13 protein-coding genes are annotated in these 15,562 nt (G+C 64.3%); 7 read left to right on the top strand and 6 right to left on the bottom strand.

Going from position 1 to position 15,562, the window contains the following annotated elements:
• The first annotated feature begins 427 nt into the window (after positions 1-427).
• Genes WHZ77_RS09560 through WHZ77_RS09550 form a run of 3 tightly spaced genes read left to right on the top strand, consistent with a single transcriptional unit; the run spans position 428 to position 3,511 of the window.
• Positions 428-880, top strand: a complete 453-nt coding sequence (locus tag WHZ77_RS09560) for a (2Fe-2S)-binding protein (protein WP_151650664.1) — start codon at positions 428-430, stop codon at positions 878-880.
• Between the two features lies 1 nt (position 881).
• Complete coding sequence (locus tag WHZ77_RS09555) at positions 882-3,194, top strand: molybdopterin cofactor-binding domain-containing protein (protein ID WP_375313446.1); 2,313 nt, start codon at positions 882-884, stop codon at positions 3,192-3,194.
• Positions 3,195-3,250: 56 nt separating this feature from the next.
• Positions 3,251-3,511 carry a hypothetical protein gene (locus WHZ77_RS09550; protein WP_375313445.1) on the top strand — a complete coding sequence of 87 codons (261 nt, stop codon included), beginning with the start codon at positions 3,251-3,253 and terminating at the stop codon, positions 3,509-3,511.
• A 271-nt stretch (positions 3,512-3,782) separates the two neighbouring features.
• Here WHZ77_RS09550 and WHZ77_RS09545 read toward each other — a convergent pair whose 3' ends face one another.
• The 5 genes from WHZ77_RS09545 to WHZ77_RS09525 all read right to left on the bottom strand — a co-directional run bounded on the left by WHZ77_RS09545 (position 3,783) and on the right by WHZ77_RS09525 (position 9,783).
• On the bottom strand, positions 3,783-5,531 hold the full coding sequence (locus WHZ77_RS09545) for a methanol/ethanol family PQQ-dependent dehydrogenase (protein ID WP_375313444.1): 1,749 nt from the start codon (positions 5,529-5,531) through the stop codon (positions 3,783-3,785).
• Between the two features lie 130 nt (positions 5,532-5,661).
• Entirely contained in the window at positions 5,662-6,315 is a 654-nt protein-coding gene (locus tag WHZ77_RS09540; protein ID WP_375314693.1) for a ubiquinol-cytochrome c reductase iron-sulfur subunit, read from the bottom strand.
• 263 nt (positions 6,316-6,578) lie between these two features.
• On the bottom strand, positions 6,579-7,043 hold the full coding sequence (locus WHZ77_RS09535) for a group III truncated hemoglobin (protein ID WP_375313443.1): 465 nt from the start codon (positions 7,041-7,043) through the stop codon (positions 6,579-6,581).
• 137 nt (positions 7,044-7,180) lie between these two features.
• Positions 7,181-8,032, bottom strand: a complete 852-nt coding sequence (locus WHZ77_RS09530) for a 3-hydroxybutyryl-CoA dehydrogenase (RefSeq protein ID WP_375313442.1) — start codon at positions 8,030-8,032, stop codon at positions 7,181-7,183.
• A 272-nt stretch (positions 8,033-8,304) separates the two neighbouring features.
• Positions 8,305-9,783 (bottom strand): FAD-binding oxidoreductase, encoded by a 1,479-nt coding sequence (locus WHZ77_RS09525; RefSeq protein ID WP_375313441.1) that lies wholly within the window; start codon positions 9,781-9,783, stop codon positions 8,305-8,307.
• A 227-nt stretch (positions 9,784-10,010) separates the two neighbouring features.
• On the opposite strand from WHZ77_RS09525, the gene hisC reads away from it, so the two are divergent.
• The 4 genes from hisC to WHZ77_RS09505 all read left to right on the top strand — a co-directional run bounded on the left by hisC (position 10,011) and on the right by WHZ77_RS09505 (position 14,728).
• On the top strand, positions 10,011-11,063 hold the full coding sequence (hisC, locus tag WHZ77_RS09520; protein WP_375313440.1) for a histidinol-phosphate transaminase: 1,053 nt from the start codon (positions 10,011-10,013) through the stop codon (positions 11,061-11,063).
• 305 nt (positions 11,064-11,368) lie between these two features.
• Positions 11,369-12,448 (top strand): NAD(P)/FAD-dependent oxidoreductase, encoded by a 1,080-nt coding sequence (locus tag WHZ77_RS09515; protein ID WP_375314692.1) that lies wholly within the window; start codon positions 11,369-11,371, stop codon positions 12,446-12,448.
• A gap of 82 nt (positions 12,449-12,530) precedes the next feature.
• The gene (locus WHZ77_RS09510; protein ID WP_375313439.1) at positions 12,531-13,841 is read left to right on the top strand and encodes an Nramp family divalent metal transporter; all 1,311 of its coding nucleotides are present in this window, start codon (positions 12,531-12,533) and stop codon (positions 13,839-13,841) included.
• Positions 13,842-14,029: 188 nt separating this feature from the next.
• Complete coding sequence (locus WHZ77_RS09505) at positions 14,030-14,728, top strand: ABC transporter permease (RefSeq protein WP_375313438.1); 699 nt, start codon at positions 14,030-14,032, stop codon at positions 14,726-14,728.
• On the opposite strand, the gene WHZ77_RS09500 is transcribed toward WHZ77_RS09505, so the two are convergent.
• On the bottom strand, positions 14,702-15,511 hold the full coding sequence (locus WHZ77_RS09500) for a substrate-binding domain-containing protein (protein ID WP_375313437.1): 810 nt from the start codon (positions 15,509-15,511) through the stop codon (positions 14,702-14,704). The two genes, WHZ77_RS09505 and WHZ77_RS09500, sit on opposite strands and share 27 nt — an antisense overlap.
• Positions 15,512-15,562: the final 51 nt, after the last annotated feature.

Here is a 15,562-nt window from a genome sequence, read left to right as displayed (position 1 = left end):
TCTCCCTCCCACGACTGAGGCATCCTGCTTCGTCCGCGCAGTCATCCTGCCGGACGAAGCTTTTTTACGTGCGCTCATTTCGCAAACGCACAGCGCAACCCACCGGCGCGCGACGTGATGCCGCGCCCTGCTTTTGACAAACCTGCGTTGCACTCTTTTCCCGCCAAGAACACTCGGCTGTGAATGCCGGGCCGGTACGATCTCTGTTACGGTCGCGTCGTCACGATGCCGCGCGAAGTTCAATCAAACAAGAACAACACGGGAGGTATCGAGCATATCCGGACATCACGATTTGCATTCCTGCTTCCTGTCGGGATCTGCCCGCGCGGGACATCAGGCCGGAGTGCGGCGACGACGCAACGAACATTGCGCCGACGGACGTCGGCAATGTCAGAATCAACAAGCTTATGAAGAGCGAGGGACGATCATGATCAAGGTGAAGATCAACGGCCAGGAACAGAGCTGGGACGGCGACCCGGATCTCCCGCTACTCTGGTTCCTGCGTGACGAAGCCGGGCTGACCGGCACCAAATATGGCTGTGGCCAGGCTTTGTGCGGCGCCTGCACGGTCATCGTCGGCAAGGAAGCCGTGCGCTCCTGCATCACGTCGATCAACGACGTCGCCGGGCGCGAGGTCACCACGATCGAGGGCCTGCATCCGAACGGCGATCACCCGGTCCAGAAGGCCTGGCGCCAGGTCAACGTGCCGCAGTGCGGCTTCTGCCAGGCCGGCCAGATTATGCAGGCCGCTTCGCTCCTGATGGAGAACCCCAAGCCGTCGCACGACCAGATCCGCGAAGCGATGGCCGGCAACATCTGCCGCTGCGGCTGCTATCAGCGCATCGAGAATGCGGTCCATCTCGCATCGACGGGAGTGTGACATGAATTTCATCGACAACCCCGGGAAGCTTCGTGGCTTCGAAAAGAACATCCGCGTCGAGAAGGTTTCGCGCCGCAGCATCCTGAAGGGACTCGGCGTCACCGGCGGTTTCGTGCTCGCCGCGCCCGTGATGTCTCGCCAGGCGTTTGCCTATGAGACCGGCGCCGGCAAGATGCCGCATGGCGTCGTGGTCGATCCGCGCGTGTTCGTCGCGGTCGCGCCCGACGGCACCGTCACCATCCTGGCGCACCGCGCGGAGATGGGCACCGGTGTGCGCACCAGCCTGCCGTTGATCGTGGCCGAGGAGATGGAAGCCGACTGGTCGAAGGTCAAGGTGCAGCAGGCCCATGGCGACGAGGTCAAGTTCGGCAATCAGGACACCGACGGCTCGCGCAGCACGCGGCACTATTTGATCCCGATGCGCCAGATCGGTGCCTCGGCCCGCACCATGCTGGAGCAGGCCGCGGCCAAGCGCTGGAACGTGCCGGCGACCGAGGTGAAGGCCGTCAACCACGAGGTCGTCCACAGCGCCAGCGGGCGCAAGCTCGGCTTCGGCGAGTTAGCTGCCGAAGCCGCCAAGGAGTCGGTGCCTGCTATCGAAGGCCTCAAGCTGAAGGACCCCCGGGATTTCCGCTATCTCGGCAAGGGCCAGGTCGGCATCGTCGATCTCCACGACATCACCACCGGCAAGGCGCGCTACGGCGCCGACGTGCGGCTGGCAGGCATGAAATACGCAGTGATCGCCCGCCCGCCGGTGACCGGCGGCAAGCTGGTCTCGTTCGATCCCGACGCGGCGCTGAAGGTGCCCGGCGTCGAGAAGGTGATGAAAGTTCAAGGCTGGCCGTGGCCGTCGAAATTCCAGCCGCTCGGCGGCGTCGCCGTTATCGCACGCAACACCGGCGCGGCGATCAAGGGCCGCGACGCACTGACGCTGGTCTGGGACGACGGCGCCAACGGCAAGTATGACTCGGTCGCCTATCGCAAGGAGCTCGAGGAGGCCTCGCGCAAGCCCGGCCTCGTCGTGCGTGCCGAGGGCGACGCGGACGCTGCGCTGAAGAGCGCCGACAAGGTCGTCGTCGGCGAATACTACCTGCCGCACCTCGCCCATGTCAGCATGGAGCCGCCGGTCGCGGTCGCCGACGTCAAGGGCGACAAGGCGGAGATCTGGGCCCCGGTCCAGAGCCCCGGCGGCACGCGCGAAGACGTCGCCAAGACGCTCGGCATTCCCGAGGGCAATGTCACCGTCAACGTGACGCTGCTCGGCGGGGGCTTCGGCCGCAAGTCGAAATGCGACTTCGCGCTCGAAGCCGCGCTGCTGTCGAAGGAACTCGGTGCGCCCGTGAAGGTGCAGTGGACGCGTGAGGACGACATCCACCACGACTTCCTGCACACTGTCTCGGTCGAGCGGATCGAGGCGGGGCTCGACAAGAGCGGCAAGGTGATCGCCTGGCGTCACCGCAGCGTGGCGCCCACCATCGCGTCGACGTTCGCGGCGGGCGCCAAGCACGCGGCGCCGTTCGAGCTCGGCATGGGCCTCGTCGACATGCCGTTCGAGATCGCCAACATCTCCTGCGAGAACCCGGAAGCTGCGGCGTTCACCCGGATCGGCTGGTTCCGCTCGGTCTCGAACATCCCGCGCGCCTTCGCGGTACAGTCGATGGTCGGCGAGATCGCGGCTGCGACCGGACGCGACCAGAAGGAGACGCTGCTCGCGCTGATCGGCAGCCCGCGCATCGTCAAGCCCGCCGTCAAGGACATGTGGAACTACGGCGAGCCCACTGACAGCTACCCGATCGACACCGCGCGCCTGCGCAAGGTGGTCGAGTTGGTCGCCGAGAAGGGCGAATGGGGCCGTCAGGTACCCAAGGGTCACGGCCTTGGCATTGCCGTGCACCGCAGCTTCGTCAGCTACATCGCGACCATCGTCGAGGTCTCCGTCGACGACAAGGGCAAGCTGAGTGTGCCGCGGGTCGACACCGCGATCGACTGCGGCACCTATGTCAACCCCGAGCGCATCGCCTCGCAGATCGAGGGTGCGGCGATAATGGGGCTGAGCCTGGCCAAATACGGCGCGGTCACGTTCAAGGACGGCAAGGTGGAGCAGAAGAACTTTGACGGCTTCCCGGTCGTCAGGATGGACGAATCTCCTGTCGTGACCAACGTCTACATCGTTCCGCCCGGACCCGACACGCCGCCGAGCGGCGTCGGCGAGCCCGGCGTGCCGCCCTTCGCACCCGCACTGATGAACGCGATCTTTGCCGCGACGGGCAAGCGTATCCGCAATCTTCCGCTCGGCAAGCAATTGGAGGCCTAGCGCGGGAACATAAGACGGCTTCGCGCCGTTTCCATCGATCTGACAGGAGCAGATCGATGACCAACATCTCAAAGGCGCTCGCAGTCTCGTTGCTGTCGGGCGCCTTTTTCATGACGACCACAGGCGCGTTCGCGCAGAGCAGCACGACGCCGCCGACCACAGCCACGCGTCCCACCGCGCCGGAGCAGAGCTCACTGCCCAACGCAACCGCCCCGCCCGCCTCAACCACCCAGACCACCGGGCAGAGCAGCACCGATCCCAAGATTCAGGAGATGAACCAGAAGGAAAAGGACAAGGTGGATCGGCAGGGGAAGTAGTTGTCCGACGACTGCGCATTGCTGTGCCCTCGCCCCTTGCGGGAGAGGGCCGCGACGCTGGAAGACGCGTACTCGCTTGGGTGAGGGGTATGTCTCCGCGAGCACACCTTGCGATTTGTGTACGCGGATAGAACCCCTCATCCGGCGCTTCGCGCCACCTTCTCCCACAACGGGAGAAGGTAAAAGCAAGTCACACGCAAAATGCGGCGGACGTTGCCGTCCGCCGCATTTGCCCCCAGAGGCTCCGCTTCTTTCGATCCGCCCGCGGAGCTTATTTCTTCAGCGCGACCCAGACGACACCGCCTTGCGGCACATTGGATTCGATGCCGATATTGTTGGTCGCGAGCGCATCCTGGATGCGCTGGGCGTCGACGCCCCAGCCCGACTGGATCGCGATGTACTGGGTACCGTCGATCTCATAGGACACCGGCATGCCCATGATGCCGGAGTTGGTCTTCTGCTCCCACAACAGCTCGCCGGTCTTGGCGTGGAAGGCGCGGAAGTTGCGATCGTTGGTGCCGCCGACGAAGACGAGGTCGCCCGCCGTCGCCGTCACCGAACCGAACAACTGGGATTTCGGGAAGTTGTGCTGCCACACCTTCTTCCCCGTGGCGGGATCCCAGGCCTGGAGCTCGCCGAAATGATCCGCTCCCGGCTTTGCCTTGAGACCGATGTCCTCCGGCTTGGTGCCGAGCCAGAGCTCGCCCGCCTTGAGCGGAACCTTCTCGCCGGTGAAGCCGCCGCAGAAATTCTCGTTGGCGGGCACGTAGACGAGGCCGGTCTTCTGGCTGTAGGCCGCCGACGGCCAGTCCTTGCCGCCCCATAGTGACGGACAGAACTCGACGCGCTTGCCGATGACCGGCTTGTGCGCGGGATCGACGATCGGCTTGCCGGTCTCGGCATCGATGCCTTTCCAGACGTCGGTTGCGACGAACGGCCAGCCGGCGACGTAGTTGATCTTGGTCGGCGTGCGTTCGAGCACCCAGAAGATCGCGTCACGGCCAGGATGCACCAGGCTCTTGATGGTGCGGCCATCACGTTGCAGGTCGATAAGCATGGGCGCATCGACCTCGTCCCAGTCCCAGGAATCGTTCTGGTGATACTGGTGATAGGTCTTGATCTTGCCATTGTCCGGATCGAGCGCGAGCACCGACGAGGTGTAGAGATTGTCACCGGGATGGGTCTCGCCGGGCCATGGCGCGGCATTGCCCACGCCCCAGTAGATCGTCTTGGTGTCCTTGTCGTAATTGCCGGTCATCCAGGCGGAACCTCCGCCGGTCTTCCAATCGTCGCCCTGCCACGTATCGTGGCCGGGCTCACCCTCGCCGGGAATGGTATAGGTCCGCCACAACTCCTTGCCTTCCTTGGCATCGAAGGCGGCGACGTAGCCACGCACGCCGAGCTCACCACCGGAACCGCCGACGATGACCTTGCCCTCGACGATCAGCGGCATCAGGGTCATGTACTGGCCCTTCTTGTAGTCCTGCACCTTGGTGTCCCACACCACCTTGCCGGTCTTGGCGTCGAGCGCGACGATATGGTCGTCGGTGGTGGCGAGATAGAGCTTGTCCTCCCACAGGCCGACACCGCGGTTGGTCGGATGCAGCTGGAAAAGGTCGTCGGGGAGCTGTCGCTTGTAGCGCCAGTATTCATCGCCGGTCCTGGCGTTGATCGCGATCACCTGTCCCATCGGGGTCGTCACGAACATCACGCCGTTGTTGACGATCGGGGGCGCCTCGTGGCCCTCGACCACACCGGTGGCAAACGTCCAGACCGGCGTGAGACTCTTCACGTTCGAGGTGTTGATCTGGTCGAGCGGACTATAGCCCTGCCCGTCATAGGTGCGCCGATAGAGCATCCAGTTGCTGGGTTCCGGATTCTCCAGGCGCTGCTGGGTCACCGGAGAATAATTCTCGATCGGGCCGGCGCTCGCGGCGGTCGAAACGAGACAGGTGAAGGCGACGAAGCCGGACAGGTACCATTGCTTCCTGGTAACCGACGTTTGCCTGGACGTTTTCATGGACGTTCCCCTTTTTCATCCGTTTGAATTCTTGTTTTGAATTGTTGTTTTGAATTCGTATCGTTCGTCCCGTCGTCCGCCCCTCGGCGGATGCGGCCTCTCGTGACGCGGGCATATCCCGCACCGTCCGTCATCCTGGCTGCACGCCTCCCACCTTTCCGACGAAGTTACCGGCGACGCTGAGCGAGCCGTCGGCGAGCGCAATCGGCAGGGCGGCGAGCCGCCGCGGCGCCGGCCCGAACACGACCTGCGCGCCCGCACGGGGATCGTATTCGGAGTTGTGACACATGCACTTGAACACCTCCTTGTCGCCGGCATCGCTCTTGACCCAGGCGGTGACAGGACAGCCGGCATGCGAGCAGATCGCCGAATAGGCGAGGATGCCGTCGACGGCACGCGCACGGGTTTGCTCGTCGAGTTCGGCGGGATCGAGCCGGATGATCAAGATCTCGTTGAGACGCGAGGCGCTGCGCACCACCGACGTGCTCGGATCTCTCGGCCAGGCATGCAGCGGCGGTCCGCCCTTCGGTATGTCAGCGGCGGTGATCAGCTTTCCTTCCTGCGCACCGTCGGAAAAGACCAGCTGGTCGCCTTTCCTTGGACGTTCGTCGGAGCCGGGCGGATCCTCGCCCGCGCGAGCCTGCATGGAACAACCGAGGCAAGCGGTGGTTGCGAGCGCCCCAAGCAGCAGCGTTCGCCGCGTCTGCTCCGCACTTGCGTCGATGTCAGGCTCCGCGGTGCTCTCGGAGGATGAGGAGGTGATGCTGAATGATGCGCGCGACATGCCCGCTAGCAGGCGCTGGAACTCTGCCGAAATGAAGGCGGAGAATTGGCGCCGCAGTGCATCAATATGGCTTTGCTCGCTTTGATTGAACACGAGTGAACGCATTCAAAGCGTTTTCGCGAATTCTACGTCGCACCGCGCGAGCGGCATGATGATTTTGCAGACCAGATCGACGATGACGGAATTGGTGCAGCGCGCTATCGATAACGCAATGCAACTTCGAAGCGATACACTGCACGCTACGCAGGCAGGCAGGCTCGTCGTCAGGACCTGAGCACGTGACGCGGCGCGGCGATACGGCCAGCGATCGTCGCCGATGCCATCTCAAAACTGTCGGCGATGCGCCGTGCCTTGTCGATGAACAGCGCGGCTGCCGGGGGCGGGCAAACCTCGCGCGCGGTCTGTTCGAACAGATCGAGCCAGCGGTCGAAATGATCGCCGACCAGGCTCAGCGGCATATGAGCCCGCATCGGCGAGCCATGATAGCGGCCGCTCATCAGGACGACCGACGACCAGAAATCCCGGAGCTTGGCGAGATGCTCGTCCCAGTTCTGCACGATCGCGAACACCGGTCCCAGCAGCGCATCCTCGCGCACGCGTCCGTAGAAGCGGGTGACGAGTTCCCCGATCATCTCTTCGGTAATCCCGGTGCGCTCGATCGCATCCTGGGTCAGCAGGTTCCGCCGTGCGACCGCAGCTTCGCGCTCGGCCTTCAGTCGATCCGACATATCCTTCGTTTTCCGTTCCGTTGGTCCCGCGAGCCGCCTGTTCGACATTGTCAGGCCAATTGCGAGCGGCGTCTTTGTCGCAGCGCAAATGCGGGAATCAGGCGGCGGACGCTGGCCGCCCGCCGCTGGCGCATCGATCAGGCGCCGTAAGTGTAAAAGCCCTGCCCGGTCTTGCGGCCGAGATGGCCGGCATCGACCATTTCCCTGAGCAAGGGGGCCGGACGGTATTTGGGGTCGTTGAAGCCTTTGTAAAAGACCTCCATCACCGACAGCATGGTGTCGAGGCCGACAAGATCGGCGAGTGCCAGCGGCCCGATCGGATGGTTGCAGCCGAGCTTCATGCCGGCGTCGATCTCCTCGGCGGTCGCGATGCCTTCCTGCAGCGCGAAGATCGCCTCGTTGATCATCGGGCAGAGGATGCGGTTGACGGCAAAGCCCGGGCTGTTCTTCGCGGTGATCGCCACCTTGCCGACGCGCTGGGCGAAATCGAGCGCCTTGGCATGGGTATCGTCGGAGGTCTGCAAGCCGCGGATCAGCTCGAGCAGCGCCATCACCGGTACCGGGTTGAAGAAGTGCATGCCGATGAAGCGGTCGGGACGATCAGTTGCGGCTGCGAGCTTGGTAATCGAGATCGACGAGGTATTGGTCGCGAGCAGCGTGCGCGGCGACAGGGTGGCGCAGAGGTCCTTCAGGATCTTGACCTTGAGCTCCTCGTTCTCGGTCGCGGCCTCGATGACGAGATCACAACTGGCAAGCTTCGCCCGGTCGGTGGTGCCGGTGATGCGCTTGAGCGTGGCGTCGCGGTCGGCCGCCGACATCTTCTCCTTCTTGACCAGCCGCTCGAGGCTGCCGCCGACGGTGGCGACGCCGCGGTTCACCGCGGCATCCGAAATGTCGACCATCACGACCGAAAGACCGGCCGCCGCGCAGATCTGCGCGATGCCGTTCCCCATGGTCCCTGCCCCGATGATGCCAACCGTCTGGATCATTGCCTCAAATCCTTCTCATCCTGCGGCCCGTGCCAGCCGGCCAGGCGCCATTTTCCTGCATCAGGATCTAGCACCGCCACCGGGCGGGTGCGACCTGATCCTGCCCCTTCCTTAAAGCATCCGGGGCGGGAATAAAGCCGCAAACGGCACGATTTGACGGCCTCGCAGCCTGTTAGGCCCGAGCGATGTGCCGCATGCGCCCCCAATGAAGCCCCAAGGCTGTGGGGAGCTCCCGGCTCAATCCGCCGGGGCGGCTTGCCACCCTCCCCGCCTCATCCGAGGCGGAGCACCTTGCCCGGATTCATGATGTTCTTGGGATCGAGCGCCCGCTTGATCGTCCGCATGATGTCGAGCTCGGTCCTGGAACGATAGTGCGAGAGCTCGTCGAGCTTCTCGATGCCGATGCCGTGCTCCGCCGAGATCGAGCCGTCCATGGAGGTGATGAGGTCGTTGACGGCCCGGGTGATCGCCGCGGAATACTGGCCGAGCGCAACGCGATCCATGCCCTTCGGACCCATGAAGGAGAAGTGGACATTGCCGTCTCCGATATGGCCGAGCGGATAGGGGCGGATCGTCGGCAGGATGTCGAGCGCCGCCTTGAGGCCCTTGTCGATGAACTCGGGAATCCGGGAGACCGCGACCGACACGTCGTAGCTCAAGCCCGGCCCCTCGGCGCGCGATGCTTCGGCCACGCTCTCGCGGATGCGCCACATATTGCGCGCCTGCGCCTCGGTTTGCGCGATCACCGCATCCAGCACCCGGCCGGCTTCAAGCTGGTCGGCCAGAAACTGCTCCATCCTGTCCGACATGCCCGCGTCGCCGTCCTCGCGCGGCCGGGCCGATGACCATTCGAGCAGCAGATACCACTCGGTCTCCGCCTTGAGAGGATCCTGGGTGCCGGGAATGTGGCGCAGCACCATGTCGGTGCAGGCGCGGCTCATCAGCTCGCAGGAGCCGACATTGTCGTCGGACGCGGCATGCGCCTCCGACAGGAGCTCGATCGCGGCGCTGGGATCGCGGATCGCGAGCCATGCCGTGCAGACGTCCTTCGGCACGGGCCAGAGCTTCAGCACCGCCCTTGTAATGATACCGAGCGTGCCTTCGGCGCCCATGAACAGGTGCTTGAGATCGTAGCCGGTGTTGTCCTTCTTGAGTGCGCGCAGGCCGTTCCAGACCTCGCCATTGGCGAGCACGACCTCGAGACCCAGCACCAGATTTCGCGCATTGCCATAGCGCAGCACCTGCACCCCGCCGGCATTGGTGGACAGATTGCCGCCGATCATGCACGAGCCCTGGGCGCCGAGGCTGAGCGGGAGGAAGCGATCATGGCGCGCCGCGGTGTCCTGAAGCGTCTGAAGGATGCAGCCTGCTTCCACCGTCATGGCATAGCCGACGGGATCGACACTCAGCACCTGATTCATGCGACCGAGCGACAGCACGATACCGCAGTGCGCGGGCCACGGCGTGGCACCGCCCATCAAGCCGGTATTGCCACCCTGCGGCACGATCGCAATGCCGTTGTCGTGGCAGAGCTTGACGACAGCGGAGACCTCCGCGGTGCTCGCCGGGCGCACGACCGCAGCGGCCTGCCCCGCCAGCTCGCCGCGCCAATCGGTCACGAAAGGCTGCTTCTCCTGCTCGTCCAGGATCAGGCCCTTGTCGCCTACGATGGCCCGCAAGCGATCGACAATGGCTGGCGTCACGGGCGCGGTCGGAATCGAGGGAGCGGTGGGAAGGGCTGCACCCGGCATGTATTCCTCTCTTTGCGGCTCTTCTGCGCAGCCTGAGGCGCGCCGGCCTTCGTCGTTGCTTTCAGTTCTGGACGTTCGCGCGATGAGCCTAGCACGAAGGTCGCGCGTGCGGGAACGTCCCCGGCTGCAACGCCTGTGCAGACCTGTCTCGACGGCGGGTCGGGAAGCGCACTTCCGCCGCCGCCCGGCGTGCCCTACTGTAGCGCAGTCAACCTGGATTGGAGATCATGAGCCGCTTCTGGAGTCCGGTCGTCCACACGCTTTCGCCCTACGTACCGGGCGAGCAGCCGAAGCAGGACGGCATCGTCAAGCTCAACACCAACGAGAACCCCTATCCGCCCTCGCCGCGCGTGCTTGCGGCGATCGCATCGGCTGCCGAGCGGCTGCGCCTCTATCCCGATCCGCACGCCACACGCCTGCGCGAGGCGATTGCGGCCGGCTGCGACGTCGCGCCCGAGCAGGTGTTCGTTGGCAACGGCTCGGACGAGGTTCTGGCGCACACCTTCCAAGCCCTTCTGAAGCACGACAGGCCGCTTCTGTTTCCCGACGTCACTTACAGCTTCTATCCCGTCTATTGCCGGCTCTATGGCATCGTTCATGAGGAAGTGCCGCTCGATGCCGCGATGAGGATCGAGCTCGGCGACTACCGGCGGCCATCAAGCGCCATCCTTCTCTGCAATCCGAACGCGCCCACCGGGGTCGCCCTTCCGCGCGAGGCGATCGCATCCCTGCTCGCCGAAAACCCGGACCGGCTCGTGGTGGTGGACGAAGCCTATGTCGATTTCGGCGCCGAGAGCGCCGTGCCGCTCGTTGCGCACCACGACAATCTGCTCGTCATCCAGACCTTCTCGAAATCGCGCTCGCTCGCCGGCCTGCGGGTTGGCTTTGCCATCGGTCAACGGCCGCTGATCGAGGCGCTGGAGCGGGTGAAGGACAGCTTCAACTCCTATCCCCTCGATTGCCTCGCCATCGCCGGCGCTGTCGCCGCCATCGAGGACGACGCGTGGTTCCAGAAGACCCGCGCCCGCATCATCGCAAGCCGCGAAGCCCTGGCCCGCGATCTCGGACAACTCGGCTTCGAGGTATTGCCCTCGCTCGCGAACTTCGTCTTCGCGCGCCATCGGAGCCGGAGCGGAGCCGATCTTGCCGCTGCGCTGCGCGAGCGCGGCGTTCTCGTCCGGCATTTCCGAAAGCCGCGCATCGACGATTTCCTGCGCGTCACGATCGGAATGGAGGAGGAGTGTGCGCGGCTGATCGACGAGCTGCGCGGTTTGCTCTGATCCAAGGGTTTTGGCTCGAGCGGAAGAATCCGCAAATTAGAAGGCCGGGCCTGCGCAGCCGAGGCTGCATCGCCGCGGGAACTTTGCGCATTTCAAGGACGTTGGAACTGGCGACCAGGCGCCTCGTGGCCCAGGCGCCAATTCGACGGAGTTTCGCGATCTTTTCCGATGACCAAGACATCGACCATGGCGATCTCAGGAGTTCCGCGACCCCCTGGGTCACGGGCGGCGCTCCCGAGATTCGTCCCATAGCGGGAAGCTTCGCATGCGATGTCCTGATCGTCGGCGCCGGGATCACCGGCGCCATGGTCGCCGAGAGCTTCACCCGTCGCGGACGCGAGGTCGTCCTCATCGACCGGGAAACGCCCGGACATGGCAGCACAGGCGCCAGCACGGCGATGCTGCTCTGGGAAATCGACCGTTCGTTGTCCGAGCTCACGCAAGCCTACGGATTCGAACGGGCGGTGCGCGGTTACACGGCGAGCCTTCAGGCCGTCCAGGGCTTGCTTTCGTTGACGCGCCATTATCGCATCCCATGTCACATCAGGGACCGGCTTTCGCTTTACCTTGCCGTTGACGACAGTGGAAAATCCCTGAGGGAAGAGTCCGAGCTGAGAGCACGGGCCGGTTTGCCCGGCGTGTTTCTCGATCACAGCTCCCTGCTCCGTCGCTTCGAGATGGCTCGCGCGGGTGCCATCCTGTCGCCGTTTGCAGCGGATGCCGATCCGGTCGAGCTGACGCACGGGTTTCTGAGAGTTTCAATCGGGCGCGGCGCGTCGATCCGGAAAGCCGACGCGACGGCGTTCGAAAGCGCCGGCGCCAAAGTGATCGTCGGCCTCGACGACGGCCACGAGATCGAGGCAAACCGCGTGGTGTTGTGCACGGGCTACGTCATGCCCAGCATCGTTCATCCGACCATCCAACGCCCAACCTCCAGCTGGGCGATTGCCACGGAGCCTCAGCCCCAGAACCTGTGGCCCGAAGACGTTCTGATCTGGGAGGCGAGCAACGATTATCATTATGCCCGCAGCACATCCGATGGCCGGATCATCTTCGGCGGCGAGGATGATGATTCCGCGATCGAGCCACAAGTGCGCGAGGCGCTCACGCCCGCCAAGCGAGAACGCCTCAGACAAAAGCTCGGAGCGCTTTGGCCGCGATCCTCCGACAAGATCGATTATTGCTGGTCGGGAGCGTTCGACACGACGCAGGACGGCTTGCCCCTGATCGGCGCGGTCCCCGGCCAGAAGAACATCTTCGCGGCCTATGGCTACGGTGGCAACGGCATCACGTTCAGCTATCTCGCAGCCGAGCTGCTCGCAACGCTCGGCGCCGGAGGCAACTCTCCGCTGCTTGACGATTTCGCGATTGATCGAACAGCATAGACATCCGAACAAGTCGTTCCAGATCAGGAACTCCCGGTGCCCTTGCACGGTTATAAGGCAACGCTGCATCTGAGGAACCGCGATGGACACGGCGACGCTCGAACCAAAGGTGCAGAGGCGCGCCACCGTCCGCCTGCGAAAATTCTTTTCAACGCTCGGGCCGGGGTTGATCACCGGAGCCTCGGACGACGATCCCTCGGGGATCGGCACCTATAGCCAGGCCGGCGCACAACTCGGCTTCGGCATCAGCTGGACGATGCTGCTGACCTATCCGCTGATGACGGCGATCCAGGAAATCTCGGCGCGGATCGGGCGGGTAACGGGTCATGGCATCGCCGGCAATGTCTGCCGCAATTTCGGCCCTGCCTATGTCTGGGGCCTCTTGGTTCTGCTGTTCGCCGCCAACACGATCAACATCGCGGCCGATCTCGGCGCGATGGCGGACGCCCTCAAGGTGCTGATCGGGGGTCCGGGCATCCTCTATGTCGTGATCTTCGGCGCCGTCTCGGTGCTCGCCCAGATCTTCTTCGACTACAACCGCTACGTCGCAGTGCTGAAATGGCTGACGCTCAGCCTGTTTGCCTATGTCATTGCCCTCGCCGTCGTGAAGGTCCCCTGGACCGAGGCATTGAAGGGCGTGCTCATTCCGCACGTCAGCTGGAACGCCGAATTCCTCACCACGCTCGTCGCCATCCTCGGTACGACGATCTCGCCATACCTCTTTATCTGGCAGTCCTCGCAAGAGGCCGAGGAGCAGCGGATCGACGACAACAAGACACCCCTGAAGAAGGACACCTCGACAGCGGAAGCGGAATTCCGCCGCATCCGGCTCGACACGCTGATCGGGATGGCATTCTCGAATCTCATCGCGCTCTCGATCATCATCACCACGGCCGCGACCTTGCACGCACAAGGCAAGACCGACATCCAGAGCTCAGCCCAGGCCGCGGAAGCCCTGAGGCCGATCGCCGGGCCCTTCGCAGAGCTCATCTTCGCGCTCGGCATCATCGGCACGGGCCTGCTCGCAATTCCCGTGCTCGCCGGCTCGACCGCCTACGCCATCGGCGAAGGCCGCCGCTGGAAGGTCGGGCTCTCCCGCAAACCCAAGGAGGCCATCGCCTTCTACACGGTGCTCGGCCTTTCCGGCCTTTGCGGCATCGGTTTGAATTTTACGCCGATCGACCCCATCAAGGCGCTGTACTGGAGCGCGGTCGTCAACGGCGTGCTGGCAGCACCGGTCATGGTGATCCTGATGCTGCTGGTGCGGCGGCCGAAGGTGATGGGCGACCTCGTGGTCACCGGCCCGCTGTATTGGCTCGGCTGGGCCTCGACGATCGCGATGGCGTTCTGCATCGTCGGCATGGTAGCCACCATGTTCATGGGCGCATCCTAGAACTTCAGCTCGCCACTGTCGCGTCCATCTTGTTGTCGTCTTCCGGATAAATCGAGTTCCCAAACCGCTCCTGCCGGGTATTCTGTGACTGTCGGCAAGACTCGCAAGGGATGATCCGTGAAGCGACTTCGCAGCCTCGATAACGACCTTCCGGAGGCTTTCCGTCCGACGCCCAAGCGTCAGGTCGGATGAACGATTTCGCGCGATCCACTGCCGCAGCCTTCAGGCTGATCGGCGAAGCCGATTCCGAGCTGCTGGGCATCGTCGCATTGTCGGTGCGCGTCAGCCTGACGGCCAGCATCGTCGCGCTCCTGATCGGCGCGCCGATCGGGGCCTTGCTTGCGATCACCCGTTTCCGCGGGCAGCAGGTCATCATCGTGCTGACCAACGCCCTGCTCGGCCTTCCCCCTGTCGTGGTCGGGCTTGCGCTCTATCTCGTGCTGTCGCGGTCTGGCCCGCTCGGGGCGGCCGGCCTGTTGTTCACACCGGCGGCCATGATGGTCGCGCAAACTCTGCTGGCGACGCCGATCGTGGTGGCGCTGGTACACCGGCCGGCGAGCCTGCTATGGGCGGAGTATGGCGACCTTGCGCGGATCGACGGGCTATCCGCCTTGCGCAGCATCGCGCTCCTGTTCGCCCTCGGCCGGACCTCGCTGCTGACGGCCTTTCTCGCGGCGTTCGGGCGCGCGATCGCCGAGGTCGGCGCCATCATGATCGTCGGCGGCAACATCCGCGGCTTCACGCGCACGATGACGACCGCAATCGCGCTGGAGACCAGCAAGGGCGACCTGCCGCTGGCGCTCGGGCTCGGGCTGATCCTGCTGGCGCTCAGCGTCGCCGTGTCGACGGTGGCGTTCCTGCTAGTGGGGCGCGTTGGGGAAAAATAGCTGCTCGCCGCCGACCTTGTAGCCGGCGATCGCGTCCTGCCCCTTCGGCGAGACCAGCCAATCGATGAAGGCCTGCCCCTCCTTCGCCTTCACGTTTGAATGCGTGGCGGGGTTCACCAGCATGACGCCGTACTGGTTGAACAGCCGCTTGTCGCCCTCGGTCAGGATGGCGAGCTCGCCGCGATTTTTGAACGACAGCCAGGTGCCGCGATCCGACAGAAGATAGGCGTTCGACGACGAAGCCATGTTCAGCGCAGGGCCCATGCCCTGCCCGATCTCGCGATACCAGCTGTCTTTGCCGGCTGCGATGTCGACACCCGCCTCCTTCCACAATCGCAGCTCCGCCGCATGTGTTCCGGACTTGTCGCCGCGCGAGATGAATGGCGCCTTCACCTGCGCGATCCTGCGCAGCGCCTCCGCGACGTCCTTGCGGCCTGCGATCTTCGCGGGATCGCTCTTCGGCCCGACGATGACGAAGTCGTTGTACATGACGTCGAAGCGCTTCACGCCCTGCCCCTCGGACATGAATTTGTCTTCCGCCGGCCTGTCATGGACGAACACCACGTCGGCATCGCCGCGCCGCCCGATGTCGAGCGCCTGCCCGGTGCCGACGGCGACGACCTTGACCTCGATGCCCTCGTCCCTCGAGAACAGCGGCAGCAGATAGCCGAACAGTCCCGACTGCTCCGTCGACGTCGTCGAGGCCACGGTGATGGTGCGGTCCTGCGCGAACGCGATGGTGGACCAGAGCAGAACCGCTCCAATGGCCGCTATTTTTCTCATGGATCGTCCTCTCCTCAGCTCCGCTTGCACTGATGCATCCCGAATGAAGCA

The sequence above is a fragment of the Bradyrhizobium sp. A5 genome (genome assembly GCF_042076515.1).
GTDB lineage: Bacteria > Pseudomonadota > Alphaproteobacteria > Rhizobiales > Xanthobacteraceae > Bradyrhizobium > Bradyrhizobium cosmicum.
The sequence above is the reverse complement of the archived record's forward strand: the minus strand, read 5'-3'. Positions and strand labels throughout refer to the sequence as shown.

Coding starts and splice junctions, on each gene's coding strand:
- WHZ77_RS09515 (WP_375314692.1), top strand. CDS start 11,369: ATGGTCGCCGAGAGCTTCACCCGTCGCGGACGCGAGGTCGTCCTCATC.
- WHZ77_RS09505 (WP_375313438.1), top strand. CDS start 14,030: ATGAACGATTTCGCGCGATCCACTGCCGCAGCCTTCAGGCTGATCGGC.
- WHZ77_RS09530 (WP_375313442.1), bottom strand. CDS start 8,032: ATGATCCAGACGGTTGGCATCATCGGGGCAGGGACCATGGGGAACGGC.
- WHZ77_RS09525 (WP_375313441.1), bottom strand. CDS start 9,783: ATGCCGGGTGCAGCCCTTCCCACCGCTCCCTCGATTCCGACCGCGCCC.
- WHZ77_RS09510 (WP_375313439.1), top strand. CDS start 12,531: ATGGACACGGCGACGCTCGAACCAAAGGTGCAGAGGCGCGCCACCGTC.
- WHZ77_RS09555 (WP_375313446.1), top strand. CDS start 882: ATGAATTTCATCGACAACCCCGGGAAGCTTCGTGGCTTCGAAAAGAAC.
- hisC (WP_375313440.1), top strand. CDS start 10,011: ATGAGCCGCTTCTGGAGTCCGGTCGTCCACACGCTTTCGCCCTACGTA.
- WHZ77_RS09550 (WP_375313445.1), top strand. CDS start 3,251: ATGACCAACATCTCAAAGGCGCTCGCAGTCTCGTTGCTGTCGGGCGCC.
- WHZ77_RS09535 (WP_375313443.1), bottom strand. CDS start 7,043: ATGTCGGATCGACTGAAGGCCGAGCGCGAAGCTGCGGTCGCACGGCGG.
- WHZ77_RS09545 (WP_375313444.1), bottom strand. CDS start 5,531: ATGAAAACGTCCAGGCAAACGTCGGTTACCAGGAAGCAATGGTACCTG.
- WHZ77_RS09500 (WP_375313437.1), bottom strand. CDS start 15,511: ATGAGAAAAATAGCGGCCATTGGAGCGGTTCTGCTCTGGTCCACCATC.
- WHZ77_RS09540 (WP_375314693.1), bottom strand. CDS start 6,315: ATGTCGCGCGCATCATTCAGCATCACCTCCTCATCCTCCGAGAGCACC.
- WHZ77_RS09560 (WP_151650664.1), top strand. CDS start 428: ATGATCAAGGTGAAGATCAACGGCCAGGAACAGAGCTGGGACGGCGAC.